14 protein-coding genes are annotated in these 16,282 nt (G+C 73.9%); 12 read left to right on the top strand and 2 right to left on the bottom strand.

Annotation, left to right across the window (positions count from 1 at the left end):
- Positions 1 to 103 precede the first annotated feature (103 nt).
- Positions 104 to 289 carry a hypothetical protein gene (locus tag ACLBXO_RS15200; protein WP_447685847.1) on the top strand — a complete coding sequence of 62 codons (186 nt, stop codon included), beginning with the start codon at positions 104 to 106 and terminating at the stop codon, positions 287 to 289.
- Positions 290 to 382: 93 nt separating this feature from the next.
- Here the strand turns inward: ACLBXO_RS15200 and ACLBXO_RS15195 are convergent, their stop codons facing one another.
- Positions 383 to 2,020 carry an acyl-CoA synthetase gene (locus ACLBXO_RS15195; protein WP_331318916.1) on the bottom strand — a complete coding sequence of 546 codons (1,638 nt, stop codon included), beginning with the start codon at positions 2,018 to 2,020 and terminating at the stop codon, positions 383 to 385.
- Positions 2,021 to 2,139: 119 nt separating this feature from the next.
- A complete protein-coding gene (locus ACLBXO_RS15190) occupies positions 2,140 to 2,700 on the bottom strand; it encodes a PAS domain-containing protein (protein ID WP_331318915.1) in 561 nt (186 codons plus the stop codon).
- 371 nt (positions 2,701 to 3,071) lie between these two features.
- On the opposite strand from ACLBXO_RS15190, the gene ACLBXO_RS15185 reads away from it, so the two are divergent.
- The 11 genes from ACLBXO_RS15185 (at position 3,072) to ACLBXO_RS15135 (ending at position 15,910) form a co-directional block, all read left to right on the top strand.
- Positions 3,072 to 3,719 (top strand): ParA family protein, encoded by a 648-nt coding sequence (locus tag ACLBXO_RS15185; RefSeq protein WP_012318487.1) that lies wholly within the window; start codon positions 3,072 to 3,074, stop codon positions 3,717 to 3,719.
- Complete coding sequence (locus ACLBXO_RS15180; protein WP_020095560.1) at positions 3,703 to 4,026, top strand: ribbon-helix-helix domain-containing protein; 324 nt, start codon at positions 3,703 to 3,705, stop codon at positions 4,024 to 4,026. Before ACLBXO_RS15185 ends, ACLBXO_RS15180 begins: the two co-directional genes overlap by 17 nt.
- A gap of 445 nt (positions 4,027 to 4,471) precedes the next feature.
- Positions 4,472 to 5,848 carry a septal ring lytic transglycosylase RlpA family protein gene (locus tag ACLBXO_RS15175; RefSeq protein WP_447685846.1) on the top strand — a complete coding sequence of 459 codons (1,377 nt, stop codon included), beginning with the start codon at positions 4,472 to 4,474 and terminating at the stop codon, positions 5,846 to 5,848.
- Positions 5,849 to 6,002: 154 nt separating this feature from the next.
- The gene (locus ACLBXO_RS15170) at positions 6,003 to 7,247 is read left to right on the top strand and encodes a D-alanyl-D-alanine carboxypeptidase family protein (RefSeq protein ID WP_447685845.1); all 1,245 of its coding nucleotides are present in this window, start codon (positions 6,003 to 6,005) and stop codon (positions 7,245 to 7,247) included.
- A 10-nt stretch (positions 7,248 to 7,257) separates the two neighbouring features.
- Positions 7,258 to 7,980: a dTMP kinase gene (tmk, locus tag ACLBXO_RS15165; protein WP_447685844.1), complete on the top strand. Its 723-nt coding sequence runs from the start codon at positions 7,258 to 7,260 to the stop codon at positions 7,978 to 7,980.
- Between the two features lie 151 nt (positions 7,981 to 8,131).
- Positions 8,132 to 9,184, top strand: a complete 1,053-nt coding sequence (locus ACLBXO_RS15160; protein ID WP_447685843.1) for a DNA polymerase III subunit delta' — start codon at positions 8,132 to 8,134, stop codon at positions 9,182 to 9,184.
- Between the two features lie 179 nt (positions 9,185 to 9,363).
- Positions 9,364 to 9,972, top strand: coding sequence for a MarR family winged helix-turn-helix transcriptional regulator (locus ACLBXO_RS15155; RefSeq protein WP_447685842.1), 609 nt, complete (start codon positions 9,364 to 9,366; stop codon positions 9,970 to 9,972).
- On the top strand, positions 9,969 to 11,684 hold the full coding sequence (locus tag ACLBXO_RS15150) for an FAD-dependent monooxygenase (RefSeq protein ID WP_447685841.1): 1,716 nt from the start codon (positions 9,969 to 9,971) through the stop codon (positions 11,682 to 11,684). The genes ACLBXO_RS15155 and ACLBXO_RS15150 overlap by 4 nt, the downstream gene beginning before the upstream one ends.
- Before the next feature lie 1,005 nt (positions 11,685 to 12,689).
- Positions 12,690 to 14,267, top strand: coding sequence for a methionine--tRNA ligase (gene metG, locus ACLBXO_RS15145; RefSeq protein ID WP_331318909.1), 1,578 nt, complete (start codon positions 12,690 to 12,692; stop codon positions 14,265 to 14,267).
- A gap of 15 nt (positions 14,268 to 14,282) precedes the next feature.
- A complete protein-coding gene (locus tag ACLBXO_RS15140; protein ID WP_331318907.1) occupies positions 14,283 to 15,083 on the top strand; it encodes a TatD family hydrolase in 801 nt (266 codons plus the stop codon).
- 23 nt (positions 15,084 to 15,106) lie between these two features.
- Complete coding sequence (locus tag ACLBXO_RS15135; RefSeq protein ID WP_447685840.1) at positions 15,107 to 15,910, top strand: MBL fold metallo-hydrolase; 804 nt, start codon at positions 15,107 to 15,109, stop codon at positions 15,908 to 15,910.
- The last annotated feature ends 372 nt before the right edge of the window (positions 15,911 to 16,282 follow it).

Genomic DNA, 16,282 nt, shown 5'->3' with positions numbered 1-16,282 from the left:
GGCGCGGCGTGGGCGGCGCGCCCACCTTGGGGAGACACCGGCGCCACCAGCGGCGCCCCCCGCCCGGATCGCCCGCGGCGGGGCGAAGCCAAGGACTCCCGCCGTGGATCCCGAAACCGCCAAGACCCTGGTCTCCGCCGCCCTGGTCGTGTCCATCACCCTGTTCAGCCTCGTGTCGCTCCGGGCGTTCGTCGCCCAGATCGTGGCCGACCTCCGCGACGCCGGATCCGCCCCGAAGGCCGTGCCGGTGCCGGTCCGCGCCGACCGCCGGGAACCGCCGCAGGGCTGACGAGGCGGCCTGACAGCGGCGCGACAGGCCCGCGCCGCCGCGACCGTGACGCGTTCGGAAGGGTGTCCGGAAGGGTGTCCGGCCCGGCGCCGATCAGGCGCCGTCCTGCCGGGCCCGCTCGCGCAGGATGAATTTCTGCACCTTGCCGGTCGAGGTCTTCGGCAACTCGCCGAAGACCACGTGGCGGGGGAGCTTGTAGGAGGCCAGCCGCCCCCGGCACCACTGGATCAGCTCGTCGGCCGTGGGGGCCGCGCCGGCTTTGAGCTCCACGAAGGCGCAGGGCGTCTCGCCCCACTTCGCGTCGGGCTTGGCCACCACCGCGGCCGCGGCCACCGCCGGGTGCTTGAACAGGGCGTCCTCGACCTCGATCGACGAGATGTTCTCGCCCCCCGAGATGATGATGTCCTTCGAGCGGTCCTTGAGCTGCACGTAGCCGTCCGGGTGCTTCACCCCGAGGTCGCCGGTGCGGAACCAGCCGCCCCTGAAGGCGGCCTGCGTGGCGGCCGGGTTCTTGAGGTAGCCGCGCATCACCACGTTGCCGCGCATCATCACCTCGCCGATCGTCGCCCCGTCGGCAGGCACAGGCTCCAGCGTCTCCGGGTCGCGCACGTCGAGGGCCTCGAGCACCGGGTAGCGCACGCCCTGGCGGGCCTTCTTGGCCGCTCTCTGGTCGGCCGCCAGCGCGTCCCAGTCGGCGTGCCACGCGTTGACCACCGCCGGCCCGTAGCTCTCGGTCAGGCCGTAGAGGTGGGTCACGTCGAACCCGGCCTCCGACATGCCGGCGAGCACCGCCTCGGGGGGCGGGGCGGCCGCCGTGAAGAAGGCGACGCGCCGCGGCAGGTCCCGGCGCTCCGCGTCGGGGGCGTTGATCAGCATCTGCATCACGATCGGCGCGCCGCAGAGATGCGTGACCCCGTGCTCGGCCATCAGCCGGTACATCGCCTCGGCCCGCACCTGCCGCAGGCAGACATGGGTGCCGGCCACGATCGACAGGGTCCAGGGGAAGCACCAGCCGTTGCAGTGGAACATCGGCAGGGTCCAGAGATAGACCGGGTGCTGACCGAGCCCGCCCGTGATGACGTTGCCGAGCGCCAGCAGCGCCGCCCCGCGATGGTGGTAGACCACGCCCTTCGGGTCGCCGGTGGTGCCCGACGTGTAGTTCAGGGTGATCGCGTCCCACTCGTCGTCCGGCAGGCGCCAGTCGTGCTCCGGGTCGCCCCCCGCCAGGAAGGCCTCGAAGTCGGTCGCGCCGAGGCGGGCGCCCGGGCCGTCGTACTCGGGATCGTCGACGTCGATGACGAAGGGCCTGTCGGCGAGCCCCTCCAGGGCCGCGGCGGCCGTCCCGGAGAACTCGCGGTCGGTGATCAGGACCTTGGCCTCGCCGTGCTGCAGGCAGAAGCGGATCGCGTCGGCGTCGAGGCGGGTGTTGAGGGTGTTGAGCACCGCCCCGGTCATCGGCACGCCGTAGTGGCACTCGATCATCTCGGGGGTGTTGGCGAGCAGCGCCGCCACGGTGTCGCCGCGGCCGATCCCGCGCGCCGCCAGCGCCGAGGCGAGGCGGCGGGCCCGGGCGTAGACCTCCCGGTAGGGCCGCCGCAGGGTGCCGTGGACCACCGCCACGTGGTCGGGGAACACCCGCGCGGCCCGGTCCAGGTAGAGCAGGGGGGTCAGCGGCTGGTGGTTGGCGGGGACGCGGTCGAGATCGCGGTCGTAGATCGTGTCGCGGGCCATCCCCGTCCTCCCGGCAAAGTGTTGCCGGGACAGTAGCTTGCCGGAACGGGCGCGATCAATCGGTCCGGCGGGGCTTCCGCACCGGCGGCCCCGCGCAACGCCCCGCGCTCGGTGGCCGCTCAGTGGCGCGGCTCGTCCTCGGGCTCGGGCAGGAAGCGGGCGAGTTCGAAGCCGATCTCGATCATCAGGTGCTCGATCCGGTCGGTGAGCGTCGGCCGGTGCAGGGCGCGGGCGAGGTCGCGCAGGGCGATGACGTGCTCGGCCATCCGGTTCACCACCCGCTCGCTCTGCACGAGGTTGGCGGCCTGCTCCTCGGTGCGGTCGATGGCGATGCCGCGCCCGCGGGTCGCCCCGCCGGCGGGGTCCCGCTCGATCCGGCCGCGCATCAGCAGCGTGCGGATCCCGGTGCGCGTGTCCTTCGTGCGGAACTCCGCCTCGACGGGACCGCCGGTCTCGGCAACCGCGTGCAGATAGCTCTCGATCCGGACGCGGTCCTCGGGATGGGTGCGGTCGAGGAAGGTCTCCAGGGACACGCCGGCGGCGGCCGCCTCGGGGTCCAGGCCGAGCAGATCCGCGAGCGGGGCCGAGAGCGCCAGCTGCCCCGCCCAGTAATCGTGGGCCCAGGTGCCCACGACGCCGGAGGCTTCCAGAATGGATTGCGGGATCGGGCCTTCGGACATGCCATTCCTCGATGGGGCGATCCTTGTCTTTAAACTTGAGGTTTTCACCCCCACCAAGCTCCTCGTCTCACCCGCACTCACGCTACGGTATCCGGGCGTCGCTGGGAAGGCTGTTAACCCTCTATATGCCAAGAATCTTAACTTGAAGTTTAGACTGCTGTCCTGCTGCCGCGCTGGGCGGGGACATCCGGATCGGACCGCGGTCTTAACGGCTCGTTAACCATGCCGGGCCCAACCTGTGCCCGGACATCCTTGGGTCACAGGATCGCGGCACGCCGCGAACCCCATACCTGAGGTTGGCACAGGCGGCGCGGCGACCGGCGGTTGCGGGCGCCTCGACGGATGCAGGGGCCTTCTGGAGGACGCCCGGGATGAAAGCGATCACCTTCGTCACGCAGAAGGGCGGCAGCGGCAAGAGCACGCTGTGCATCTCCCTGGCGGTGGCCGCCCGGGAGGCGGGCCACACGGTCTGCATCCTGGAGATGGACCGGCAGGCCACGATCTCCGACTGGCTGGACCACCGCACGGCCGACGGTCCCGAGGTGGCGCAGATCGACGCCACCCAGATCGACGCGGTGATGGAGCGCCTGCGCGACTCCGCCTACGACTACGTGTTCATCGACACGCCCGGCGTCGACTCCACCGGCACCCTCTCGGCGATCCGCGCCGCGGACCTGTGCATCATCCCGTGCCGGCCGACCCCCGCGGACCTGCGGGCGTTCAAGCCGACCCTGGCCGCCGTCTACCGGCTGGAGAAGAAGTTCGCCTTCGTGCTGAACCAGACCCCGCCGCGCTCCTACCGGGTCCGCGACGCCGCGGACGGGCTCGCGGTGCTCGGCATCCTGCCCGACGTGAACATCGTCGCCCGCACCGACCACCAGGACGCGATCGGCCTCGGCCAGGGCGTCACCGAGTTCAACCCCAAGGGCCAGGCCGCCGGCGAGGTCCGCCGCCTGTGGTCCTGGATCGAGCGCCGCACGCAGTCCCTGAGGACGGGCCAGCATGTCCAAGCCGCCTAAGCTCAGCCTCGCGGCGATCGTGGCCTCGGCGAGCCCGCCGGCCCGGCCCCAGGCGGCCCGGCCGCAGGGCGCCGAGATCGTGTCGCTCACCCTGGCGCCCCCGGCGCCGAAGCAGGCGGCCACGCTCAAGCAGCGCGCCCGCCAGATGTCGGTCTACCTGGAGCCGCCGGTCTACGACCAGCTGCGCGACCTCGCCTACGCCGAGCGGACCAAGATGCACGCGCTGATGCTGGAGGGCCTCGACCTGCTGTTCAAGCAGCGCGGCGCCCAGTCGATCGGGCAGCTCACCGACACGCAGTCCCGCTGAGGATCGGCCGGCCCGCACCGGCGCGGCCGTCCCGTCGCCGCGGCGGCGCCCCGGACGGACGAGGCGGATCGACCGGGGCGGATCGACCGGGGCGGATCGACCGGGGCGGCCTCCGCGCCTGCCCCGCGCCGAGCCGCCGCGACCCCGATCCCGCCCCGCGCCCACACGGAAAAGGCGAGTGCCGCGCGTCGGGACGGCGGAATGCGCCCGTCCATGGAATCTCGACAAACCTGATCCGGAGCAGAGACTTGCCCGCGGTTCCTCGCGCAGCGCTCGATATCCGGGCAGGCGGACGGCCGGCTTCCTGAACCCGGCCGCGCCCCATCGTTCAGGCTTCCTTTACGCGACCGCTACAAATCTGGGTGGACTGGTCGCGGCTTCGTGCACGCGGCCGGCTCCGGTCCGGTCGGGCCCCGGTCACGCGTAGAGTTTGGTGAACCCCACGATGGTGCGCACGACGCTTCCCCGGCCGGCGCGCCTCGCCCTGCGGCTCATGGCCGTCTCGGGCGTGGCCCTGGCCACGGCCAACTGCGCGACCTCGCCCCAGCAGAAGCTCGCCGCCGGGAACGGGATCGATCCGAAATACGGGGTCAAGGCGAGCCCGCGCCTCTACAACGAGGGCGACGTGATCCCGAAGGGCGGCGGCCGCCGCTACACCGGCAAGCCCTACGTGGTGGCCGGCCAGACCTACGTCCCGAAGGAGAATCCGAACGGTTACGTGCGCGAGGGGCTCGCCTCCTGGTACGGCGCGGCCTTCCACGGCCGCATGACCGCCAACGGCGAGGTCTTCGACCGCCACTCGATCGCCGCCGCCCACCCGACCCTGCCGCTGCCGAGCTACGCCCGGGTGACGAACCTCGACAACGGCTACTCGATGCTGGTGCGCGTCAACGACCGCGGCCCCTACCATGCCGGCCGCGTCATGGACGTGTCGGAGGAGGCGGCCGACGCGCTGGGCTTCCACCGGAAGGGCACCGCGCGGGTGCGCGTTGAGTATGTCGGGAAGGCCTCGGTGGCCGGCAGCGACGACCGCAAGCTCCTCGCCAGCCTGCGCACCGACGGCCGGCCGGCCGGCCGCTCGACCGTGATGGTGGCCGATCTCGGCCCGAACGAGGACACCGAGCGCTACACGCGCTCCGCCCCGGCCCTGGCCTTCAGGCCCGCCCAGGAGGCGGAGGAGGCCGAGAAGGAGACCGGGAAGGCGCCCGCCGAGGCCCCGGCCGCCCGGCCCGAGCGGACGGCGCCGGTGCGCGCGCCGATCGTGCTGGCCGCGGCCGCCGTGACGGTCCCGGCGGCCGTGCAGCCCACCGCGCCGCGGGTGCGCGAGTTCCGGCCCGGCCCCGTGCCGGCCGTCGCCGCCAGGGGCGGCCTCGGGGCCGGGACCCTGAAGGTCGCGGGTCTGAACCCGGCCGTCGCCCCGGGCCTCGCCCCGGCCGCGCCGCCGGCGCACGGTCACGCCGCCGGGAAGCCCGGCGCGAAAGCCGGACCGGCGGCCCGCCCGGCGCTCGCCGAGGCCCACGGCCGGGCGGCCCCGGCACCCGGGATCGTCAAGCTCGCCAAGGCGTCGTCCGGCCCGTCGTCCGGCCCGTCCTCCGCGCCGCACGGCAAATCCCCGGCCGCGATGCCGGTCTCGGCCAAGCTCGCCATGGCGCGCCTCGCCGCGGTGCCGGCCAGGGCGTCGGCCACGAAGGCCGGTGCGCCGGCCGCGACAGCCTCCGCGAGCGCCTCCGCCAAGACCGCCCCCAGGGGCCCCGCCGCCAAGGGGCCGGCCACCAGGACCGCCGCGAAGGCGGGACACGCCCGCCTCGCCGGGATCTACTGACGGCGGGACCGCCGCCCCCGACGCGGCGTCGGGGGCGGCGTCGATGCGGCATTTCGCGTTCGATCCGGCGCCGAAACCGTAATATGGTCACGCTTGTTATTGGGATACGGCCGGGACGCTTCCGGTCCGACGGCAGGCGCGGGACGGAACGGTGATGCGCAGACCCCTTCTCACCCTTCTCGCGGCCGCCTGCGCGCTGGGCGCCGGCCTCGCCGCCGCCGCCGCGCAGAGCTTCCAGACCGCGGCCCCGCACGCGATCCTGATCGACGCCGATTCCGGCTCGGTCCTGTTCGAGAAGGCCGCCGACGAGCGGTTCTCGCCGGCCAGCATGGCCAAGCTGATGACCACCGACATCGTGTTCGAGGCGCTGAAAACCGGCCGCCTGTCGATGGACACGGAGTTCACCGTCACCGAGGACGCGTGGAAGCGCGGCGGGGCCGGCGGCGGCGGCTCGTCGATGTTCGCGCAGGTCAACAGCCGCATCAAGATGTCGGACCTGCTGCGCGGCCTGATCGTGCAGTCGGGCAACGACGCGGCGATCACGATCGCGGAGAACATGGCCGGGTCCGAGGAGGCCTTCGCCGGGCTGATGAACCAGCGCGCCAAGGAGATCGGGCTGACGAACTCGACCTTCCGCAACGCCACCGGCTACTCGGCGCCCGACCAGAAGGTCACGGCCCGGGACATGGCGAAGCTCGCGCTGCACATCATCGACACCTACCCGGACTACTACAAGATCTTCTCCGAGAAGGAGTTCACCTGGAACAAGATCCGCCAGCAGAACCGCAACCCGCTGCTCGCCCTCGACATCGGCGCGGACGGGCTCAAGACCGGCTACCTGGAGGAATCCGGCTACGCGCTCACCGGCTCGGCGGTGCAGAACAGCCAGCGGCTCGTGCTGGTGGTCTCGGGGCTCAAGACCGCCCGGGACCGCGCCTCCGAGTCACGCAAGCTGATGGAGTGGGGCTTCCGCGCCTTCGAGCCGCGGCAGGTCTTCGCGCCGGGCGAGACCGTGGCCGAGGCCTCGGTGTTCGGCGGCCAGTCGGGCTCGGTGCCGCTGGTGGCGAAGAAGCCCGTGCGGGTGCTGCTGCCGCGGGGCTCCAGCGACCGGGTCAGCGCCCGGGCGATCTATACCGGGCCGCTCGTCGCGCCCGTGGAGGAGGGCCAGCGGGTCGGGATCCTGCGCGTCCAGCGCGGCGACACCGTCGCCCTCGACCAGCCGCTCTTCGCCGGCGCCGCGGTGGAGCCCGGCACCCTGTCGCAGCGGGCGATGGACGCGGCGCTGGAATTCGGCACCGGCCTCGTCCGCAAGGCCTTCGACCGGGCCGCGAAGGGCGGGGACAAGGGGACGGACAAGGGGACGGACAAGGGTGCTGCCGGGGCGGCCAACCCGTCGTGACGGCGCGCGCGTGACCGGGCCGGGTTCCGGGGATCCCGCCGCGGCGGGCGGCACCTTCATCACCTTCGAGGGCGGGGAGGGGGCCGGCAAGTCGACCCAGATCGCCCGCCTCGCCGCGACCCTGCGCGCGCGCGCGGGCCGGCCCGTCTGCGTGACGCGCGAGCCCGGCGGCTCGCCGCGGGCCGAGGAGATCCGCGCCGCGCTGCTCGACGGCGTCGCCAAGCCCTACGGCCCGTTCGCGGAGGCCCTGCTGTTCAGCGCCGCCCGGATCGACCACCTCGACCGGCTGATCCGCCCGGCTTTGCGCCGGGGCGAGACGGTGCTGTGCGACCGGTTCATCGACTCGACCCGGGCCTACCAGGGCGCCGCGGGCGGACTCGATCCGGAGACCGTGGAGGCGCTGGAGCGGGTCGTCGTCGGCCCGACCCGGCCCGACCTCACCCTGATCCTCGACCTCGCCCCCGAGGCCGGCCTCGCCCGCGCGGCCGGGCGCGGCGCCCGGACGGGGCAGGGGGCCGACCGGTTCGAGGCCGAGGCCCTCGACTTCCACGTCCGGCTGCGGGAGGCGTTCCTGGCGATCGCCCGGGCGGAGCCGGGCCGCTGCGCGGTGATCGACGCGTCCCGCGACCCCGACGCGGTCGAGGCGGCGATCCGCGCCGCCGTCGCGTCCCGGCTGCCGGCGCTCCTGCCCGACCGGCCGGCGGGAGCGGGCCGGAGCGGCGACGCGGCGTGAGGCGGCGCGAGCGGGCCCTTTCCCGGCCCGACCGGTCCCATCCTGGCCGGTGGCCGTGTAAGCAGCCGCTGCGGCGGCCCCCGCGGGCGCGCCGACCGGACCGGAGCCCCTCCGGTCAGCCCCGTGAGATCCGCCCCGTGAGAGCCGCCCCGTGAAGCCCATCGACCGCGCCGCCGACGACGTCGAGCCCGGGGACCTCGCCGGGATCCCGCGCCCGCGCGAGACCCTCGGGCTCGTCGGCCACGCCGCCGCGGCCGACGCCTTCGCGGCCGCCATCGCGGCGGGGCGCCTGCACCACGCGTGGCTGATCGGCGGCGCCCCCGGCATCGGCAAGGCGACCCTGGCCTACCGGGTCGCCCGGCGCCTGCTCGCCTACCCCACGGGCGGGGGCCCGGCGGGCCTCGACGTGCCGGCGGGCGACGCCGTCCTCGGCAAGGTCGCGGGCCTGTCGCACCCGAATCTCGTGGTCCTGCGCCGCCACCGGAGCGCCGGCGCCAAGACGCTGCCGACCAAGATCTCGGTCGACGCGGTGCGCCGCGCCCTCGACCTGTTCGCCGCGACGGCCGCGGATTCCGGCTGGCGCGTCTGCATCCTCGACAGCGCCGAGGACCTGAACGCCAACGCCGCCAACGCCCTGCTCAAGGTCCTGGAGGAGCCGCCGCCCCGCGCGCTGTTCCTGATCCTGTCCCACCAGCCCGGCCGGCTGCTCCCGACGATCCGCTCCCGCTGCCGGGCGCTGATGCTGCGCCCGCTCCCGGCCGAGGACGTCGCCCGGGTGGTGCGCGGCCTGCCCGAGCCCTTCGCGCAGCCCGACGAGACCGCCCTGGCCCGGGCGCTGGCCCAGTGCGAGGGCTCGGTCGCCCGCGCGCTCGCGATGCTCGATCCCGTCACCGCCGGCCTCGTGGCCGAGATCGAGACCCTGCTGGCGCGGGCGCGCACGCCCGACTGGGGCCGGGTGCTCAAGCTCGCCGAGACCCTGGCGGGCCGCGACGCCGAGGCGCGGTTCGAGGCCGCCCAGGACGCGGTGCTGCGCTTCGTCTCGGCCGAGATCGACCGGCGCCGGGACGAGCCCCCCGCCCGCCTCGCGGCCCTGGTCGAGGTCGCCGACCGGTTCGGCCGCGCCGCCCGGGAGGCGGCGATCTACAACCTCGACCGGCGCCCGGTCGTGCTGTCGCTGTTCGGGGATCTCGCGGCCGTCGCGTAGGCCCGTCCTCGCCGCCCGCCCCCGAGCCACGTCCCGAGATCCGCCCCGGAAGCCGGCTCGAGATCCGGCTCGAGATCCGGCTCGAGATCCAGCTTGGAACCGTCCGGCCCCGGCCCCGTTGTCCCGCCGATGACAGCATACTGTCATCTTGACAACACCCTGCCGCGAGGACCCGCCCCATGGAGCCCGATCCACCCAGGACAGTGCGCGGCCGCGACCGGACGCGGCAGGCCCTGTCGGATCTCGTGGTCGCGGTGTTCCGCCTCAACGGCGACCTGCTCGCGGCGGGCGACACGCTGGTGCAGGACCTCGGGCTGACCAGCGCCCGCTGGCAGGTGCTGGGGGCCATCGCCCTCGCGCCGGCGCCCCTGCCCGTCGCCCACATCGCCCGCAACATGGGCCTCGCCCGCCAGTCGGTGCAGCGCCTGGTCGGCGAGATGCGGGCGGACGGGCTGATCCGGCTCGCGCCCAACCCCCATCACCGCCGCGCGCCCCTCGTCGCCATGACCCCGCGGGGCGCCGACGCCTACGAGCGGGCGATGGCGCGCAACGCCCTCTGGTCGGACGGGCTCACCGAGGGCCTCGCGCCCGAGGCCCTCGAGGCCGCCGCCGCGCTCCTGCAGAGCCTGCAGCGGCGGATCGACGCCTCCCACGGCGCCATCGCGTCGATCGCCGGCACGGCCCGGGAACAGGGCCCCGGTGAGCGCCGGGACGGGGGCCGGCAGGAGTACCCGCAAGAGATCCCGCAAGAGACCCCGCAAGAGACCCGACAGGAGACCCACGGATGACCGACGCCGACGCCGCACCGGGCTACGACACCGACGTGATCGTCGTCGGCGCGGGCCCCATCGGCCTGACCGCGGGCTGCGCCCTGCGCCATCACGGCGTGCCGTGCCTGCTCCTGGAGCAGCGCACGGCGGTCAGGGCGTACTCGCGGGCCAACAATCTCTGGGCCCGCCCGCAGGAGCTGCTCGCCGGCATCGGCCTGCGCGACGCCCTGGCGGAGAACGCCCACGCGATCCGCACCATCAACTTCTTCGTCAACGGCGCGCCGACGACGCCCATCCCGATCGCCGACGTCGCCAGCCCCCATCCCGACGTCCTCTACAGCGGGCAGGACGTGATCGAGCAGACCCTGACCGCCGCGTTCGAGGCCCGCGGCGGCCGGCTGGAGCGGGGCTGCACGGTGACCGGCATCGACCAGGACGGGGCGGGGGTCACCGTGACCCTCCGGCGGGGCGCGGACGGGCCGGAGACGCGGCTGCGCGCCCGCTACTGCGTGGCCGCCGACGGGGCCCGGAGCACGATCCGCGCCCGGCTCGGCCTGGATTTCGAGCCCGAACGGCTCGCGGGCTGCATGAACCGGCAGGTCGACGCCCGGCTGTCCTGGCGCCGCGGGTCCGAGCCGGACCAGCTCTGGTTCTTCTACTACCCGCGCGGCTTCGCCGGCATCATGCCGGTCTGGGGCGGCTACCACCGGCTGTTCTTCCTGGCCGACGACACCGGCGTGCCGGACCGCGACCCGACGCTCGACGAGATCCAGGCGCTCGCCCGGGAGGTCTCCGGCGACGAGACCCTCGCGCTGAGCGACCCGCAATGGCTCACCCACAGCCGCTTCGCCTACGGGGTCTCCCCCGGCTACGCGCGGGGCCGCGTGTTCCTGGCGGGCGATGCCGGGCACCTGTCGCTGCCGATCGGGGGCCAGGGCATGAATGCCGGCCTCCACGACGCGGTCGAGATCGCGTGGCGGCTGGCCATGACCCTGCGGGGCGAGGCGGCGCCCGCCATCCTCGACTCGTACGACGGCGAGCGCGGCGGCGAGCACGCCCGGCTGAGCGCCCAGCAGGTGCGCGGGTTCCGGTGGACCGTCTACCGGGGGCCCGTCACCGACACGGTGCTGGGGCTGGCCGCGAAGGCGCTGCCCAACCTGGGCTCCCTGCTGCAGGGCACGGACGACATGCAGCAGATGGGCGTCGCCTATCCCGGGAGCCCCCTGAACGCGGATCACCTGTCCGGCCTGGCGAACGTGGCGCACCTGCTGCGGCCGGGGCCGAGGCCGGGCCAGCGCGCGCCGGACGCGCCGGTGACGCGGGACGGGGCGCGCACGCGCCTGTTCCCGTTCCTCTACAACCCGGACGGGTGGACGACGGGCTGGGCGCTCCTGTGCTTCGACGGACGATCCCCGGAGGCGGGTCCCGCCCTGCTGGAGGCGGTGCGGGCCGTCGCGCCCTGGCCCTGGCTGCGTCCGCGGCTCGTCCTCGCCGGCCCCCTGATCGCGGCGGACGTACCCGTCCTCTCGGACCTGGACGGCCGGGCGCACGGCGCCTACGGGCTGGAGGGCCAGCCGGCGCTCGTGCTGGTGCGCCCGGACGGGCACATCGCCTTCCGCGGCGGCGCGGACCGGACCGACCGCCTGATCGCGTACTGCCGCGCGCTCTTCGCCGCGGCGGACCGGGAGGCCCGGGACGGGGCGCGGCCGGAGGCGGCGCTGGCCGGGTGAGGGCGGCGCCCCCCGCGGCCCCGGCGGCCGCCCGCGGGGGCCGCCCGGATCGCGTTCCGACGGCGGCTCGCGTGCCGGCCCCGATCGTGCCGCGGCGGTCCGGAAGACAGGGGTCTCCGCCCGGGACATCCGCGCCGCGCCTCCTCTCCCGACGGCACGCGGGCCTCTCCGAGAGCCGCACTGAGAAGCCCAGGCCGGCTAAACCCGACCTCGGCGGCGCGGGGACCCGCGCGGCCCGCCGGTCGATACGGGTCCGCACCGGCCCCGCGCCTTGACAATGTTCCTATTTTGTGCTTCATGACCTGACCTGTCCGCGGCGTCCCGGGAGCGATCCCGGGGCGTCCTTCGGGGGCCCGCCCGGTGGCTGACCGTGCGGGTCCGGGGACGGGGCGGCGCCCGCGTCGGTGGCTTCTCAGCCGCCATCGCCCCGGGCGGCGGACCGGTGCGGGGCGTGCCTCGGACGCGGGCGTGAGACCGGGCGGCACTGTGCCCGGCGGGGTGAGGAAATGCCCCCGCGCCGACCCGCCTCTGGGCCGACCCTGAGCGACCTGCGGACCCGCCCACCACGAGGCGGGGGACGGCTGGAAGGCCACGGCGCCGATGCGGGTTCCGGAGGTGCGGGCACGGCGTGCAGGCACCTCGACCGAGACCGCTAACGGGGAGTCGCAGGACCGGGACGTCGGAGACGCCGCGACGAGAAAGACGGCACCGAACGGGGCAGGCGCCCGGCCGGTGCCGCGGGGCGCCGCGGGGATCGGATCCCGCGCGTATCTGGCCGACACCTGGGTTCCCGCGGCGTCCCGCGTCCCTCGTGTGGTCTCCCGGGCCATGCCCCCGGCGCCAGACGGCGCGCGGGGACGATAACGCGTGTCCGCGGCGGGTGAAGCGTCACCGGCCGACCGGCCCCGGCCGGGCGCCGCGCCGGCGGGCCGCGACGGTTGCGTCCCGGCGCCGGCCGCGCGACAACGCGGGCAGCTTCCCGCGCTCATCCGGAACACCACAGACGTGACGTCCAACGCCCCGGCGAACCCCCGAAAGACCTTCGGTCTCTCGACCGCGATCTCCTACCCCAACGGCGCGCCCCATATCGGCCACGCCTACGAGGTGATCGCCGCCGACGCGATCGCGCGCTTCCACCGCCTCGACGGCTACGACGTGCTGTTCTCCACCGGGACCGACGAGCACGGGCTGAAGATCCAGCAGGCCGCGACCCGGGCCGGCACCACGCCGCGCGCCTACGTCGACGGCACGGCCGCCCGGTTCCAGGCCATGGCCGACCGGATGGACTGCGCCTACGACCGCTTCATCCGCACCACCGAGCCCGACCATTACGCGGCCGCCCAGGAGATCTGGCGGCGGATGGAGGCCAACGGCGACATCTACCGCGACAAGTATGCCGGCTGGTACTCGGTCCGCGACGAGGCCTACTACGACGAGGCCGAGACCCGGCTCCTGGAGGACGGCAGCCGCCGCAGCCTCGCCACCGACACGCCGGTCGAGTGGATGGAGGAGGAGAATTTTCTTTTTCGTTTGTCCGCCTACCAGGATCGGTTGCTGAAGCTCTACGAGGAGCAGCCCGGCTTCATCGGGCCGGACACCCGAAAAAACGAGGTGGCGAGCTTCGTGCGCTCCGGCCTCAAGGACCTGTCGGTCAGCCGCACCAATTTCGACTGGGGCGTGCCGGTGCCAGGGCATCCGAACCACGTGATGTACGTGTGGGTCGACGCGCTCACCAACTACCTGACGGTGACGGGCTTCCCGGACGAGTCTAATCCCAAAAAGAAATTCTGGCCGATGGATCTGCACATCATCGGCAAGGACATCGTCCGGTTCCACGCGGTCTACTGGCCGGCCTTCCTGATGTCGGCCGGGCTGCCGCTGCCCAGGCGGGTCTTCGGCCACGGCTTCCTGCTCTCCAAGGGCGAGAAGATGTCGAAGTCGCTGGGCAACGTCCTCGACCCGTTCGAGCTCGCCGACACCTACGGGGTCGACCCAGTGCGCTACTTCGTGCTGCGCGAGGTGCCGTTCGGCGGCGACGGCAGCTACAGCCACGAGGCGATCATCGGCCGGATCAACGCCGATCTCGCCAACGATCTCGGCAACCTCGCCCAGCGCTCGCTCTCGATGGTCGCCAAGAACTGCGACGGCGCGGTGCCGGATCCGGGCGCCCTGGACGCGGCCGACACGGCCCTGCTGGCCCAGGCCGATGCCCTGCCGGCGCGGGCCCGGACCCTCATGGGCGAGCTCGCGCTCCACACCGTCCTGGCGGAGATCTGGGCCGTGGTCGCCGAGGCCAACCGCTACTTCGCCGCCCAGGAGCCGTGGAAACTGCGCAAGTCCGACCCGGCGCGGATGAGCGCGGTGCTCTACACGACGCTGGAATCCCTGCGCGTCTTCGGCATCCTGACCCAGCCCTTCGTGCCGGGGGCGGCGGCCAAGCTCCTCGACCTGCTGGCGGTGCCGGCCGACCGGCGCGGCCTCGCCGATGTAGGGGAGGGGGGCCGGCTCGTGCCCGGCACGGCGCTCCCCGCCCCCGCGCCGATCTTCCCGCGCTTCGAGCGCCCCGAGAATCCGGCCGCCTGACGGCCCCGAGACCCGATGCTCATCGACAGCCACTGCCATCTCGACTTCCCGGACTTCGCCGCCGACCTCCCGGGCGTGATCGCCCGCGCCAGGGCGGCGGGCGTGACCGGCATGCTCACGATCGCCACCCGGGTCGCCAAGGCCGACACCTACCGGGCGATCGCCGAGGCCCATCCCGAGGTCTGGCACACGGTCGGCACCCATCCCCACGGGGCCGCCGAGGAGCCTGACGTCGCCGCCGAGACGATCGCGGGCCTCGCGCAGGCCAGCCCGCGCTGCGTCGGGATCGGCGAGGCGGGCCTCGACTACCACTACGCCGACGCCGCCCCCGAGGCCGTGCAGGAGCGGGTGCTGCGCGCCCATATCGCGGCGTCCCGCCTCGCCGGGGTGCCGCTCGTGATCCACGCCCGCGACGCCGACGACCACATGGAGCGGGTGCTCGCCGACGAGATGGGCCGGGCGCCGTTCCGGGCGGTGCTGCACTGCTTCTCGTCGGGGCGGCGGCTGGCGGAGGCCGGGGTGGAGCTGGGGCTGTACGTGTCCTTCTCGGGCATCGTCACCTTCCGGCGCTCGCACGACCTGCGCGACATCGCCAGGGCCGTGCCCCTCGACCGGATCCTGGTGGAGACCGACGCGCCGTTCCTGGCGCCCGAGCCCCACCGGGGGCGAACCAACGAGCCGGCCTACACGGCCGACACCGCCCGGTCACTGGCCGAGACCCTGGGGCTGACCGCCGAGGATCTCGCCCGGACCACGACGGCGAACTTCTTCACGCTGTTCGACAAGGCCGCCGGAACGGCTCCGGGCGCCGCGTGACGCGTGACGAGCGGGAGATCCGGATGGCGAGCCTGACCCTGCGCATCCTCGGTTGCGGCTCGTCCGGCGGGGTGCCGCGGGTCGGCAGCGGTTGGGGCGCCTGCGACCCGGGGGAGCCGCGCAACCGCCGGCGGCGCTGCTCGATCCTGGTGGAGCGCGCGTCGGGGGCGGGGCGGACGACGCTCCTGGTCGACACGTCCCCGGACCTGCGCGAGCAGCTCATCGACGCCGGCGTCACGCGCCTCGACGGGGTGCTCTACACCCACGCCCACGCCGACCACACCCACGGGATCGACGACCTGCGGCCGCTGGTCATCGCCATGCGGGCCCGCATCCCGGTCTATGCCGACGGCCTGACGCGGTCGCTGCTCACGACCCGGTTCGGCTACTGCTTCGAGACGCCCCCCGGGAGCGCCTACCCGCCGATCCTCGACCTGCGCGACCTCGCCGCCGGCCGCGACCTGACCCTGGAGGGGGAGGGGGGTGCGATCAGCGTGGAGGCGCTCCCGGTGGAGCACGGCAACGAGGCGGCCCTGGGCTTCCGCTTCGGCGCGGCCGCCTACATGCCCGATGTCAGCCTGATCCCCGAGGCGAGCCTCGCCCGGCTCCGCGGTCTCGACCTGCTGATCATCGACGCCCTGCGCGATACCCCGCACCCGACCCACTTCTCGGTCTCGGACGCCCTCGCGCTGATCGAGTCGGTCCGCCCCCGCCGGGCGGTCCTCACCAACCTGCACACGGATCTCGACTACGGCGCCCTCGCGGCGCGCCTGCCGGAGGGCATCGTGCCCGCCTACGACGGCATGACCCTGAGCCTCGAGGCTTAGCGCGCCCGCCGGGAGCGCGAATCGGGCGTCACACGCCTGTCGTCGGCCGAGTCCAAGAAAATCGGCTTCCCGGCCAACAAGCCTGTTGACGGCCGGGAACCGTGGATCTATACCCCGGCTCATCGGCGCCGGCCGCGGAAGTGGACCGGGCGCTGAGCCATCTTCTGACAAGCGGCGGGATTGGCCGGCGGGATTGCCGGGCGGTCTTCTGTTTGCCTCTGATGAGCCTCGGGTGACCGGGGCGTTCTTTGACAAGTTGGAATGAGGAAGGGAGACGCGGGCGGCGTTTGTCCTTGCGGCCGGGTCTTAGGGCCTGGCGTGAGTAGACTTGTGCCGATCTGTTGTTCTTCTTTCTGAGCTCACCGACGGGTG

This window comes from Methylobacterium sp. C33D (assembly GCF_053345825.1).
The sequence above is the reverse complement of the archived record's forward strand: the minus strand, read 5'-3'. Positions and strand labels throughout refer to the sequence as shown.

Bases quoted from the DNA above. Each gene is read 5' to 3' on its own strand.
- ACLBXO_RS15135 (WP_447685840.1), top strand. From the start codon at position 15,107: ATGGCGAGCCTGACCCTGCGCATCCTCGGTTGCGGCTCGTCCGGCGGG.
- ACLBXO_RS15185 (WP_012318487.1), top strand. From the start codon at position 3,072: ATGAAAGCGATCACCTTCGTCACGCAGAAGGGCGGCAGCGGCAAGAGC.
- ACLBXO_RS15190 (WP_331318915.1), bottom strand. From the start codon at position 2,700: ATGTCCGAAGGCCCGATCCCGCAATCCATTCTGGAAGCCTCCGGCGTC.
- ACLBXO_RS15150 (WP_447685841.1), top strand. From the start codon at position 9,969: ATGACCGACGCCGACGCCGCACCGGGCTACGACACCGACGTGATCGTC.
- ACLBXO_RS15195 (WP_331318916.1), bottom strand. From the start codon at position 2,020: ATGGCCCGCGACACGATCTACGACCGCGATCTCGACCGCGTCCCCGCC.
- ACLBXO_RS15175 (WP_447685846.1), top strand. From the start codon at position 4,472: ATGGTGCGCACGACGCTTCCCCGGCCGGCGCGCCTCGCCCTGCGGCTC.
- ACLBXO_RS15180 (WP_020095560.1), top strand. From the start codon at position 3,703: ATGTCCAAGCCGCCTAAGCTCAGCCTCGCGGCGATCGTGGCCTCGGCG.
- ACLBXO_RS15155 (WP_447685842.1), top strand. From the start codon at position 9,364: ATGGAGCCCGATCCACCCAGGACAGTGCGCGGCCGCGACCGGACGCGG.
- ACLBXO_RS15170 (WP_447685845.1), top strand. From the start codon at position 6,003: ATGCGCAGACCCCTTCTCACCCTTCTCGCGGCCGCCTGCGCGCTGGGC.
- ACLBXO_RS15140 (WP_331318907.1), top strand. From the start codon at position 14,283: ATGCTCATCGACAGCCACTGCCATCTCGACTTCCCGGACTTCGCCGCC.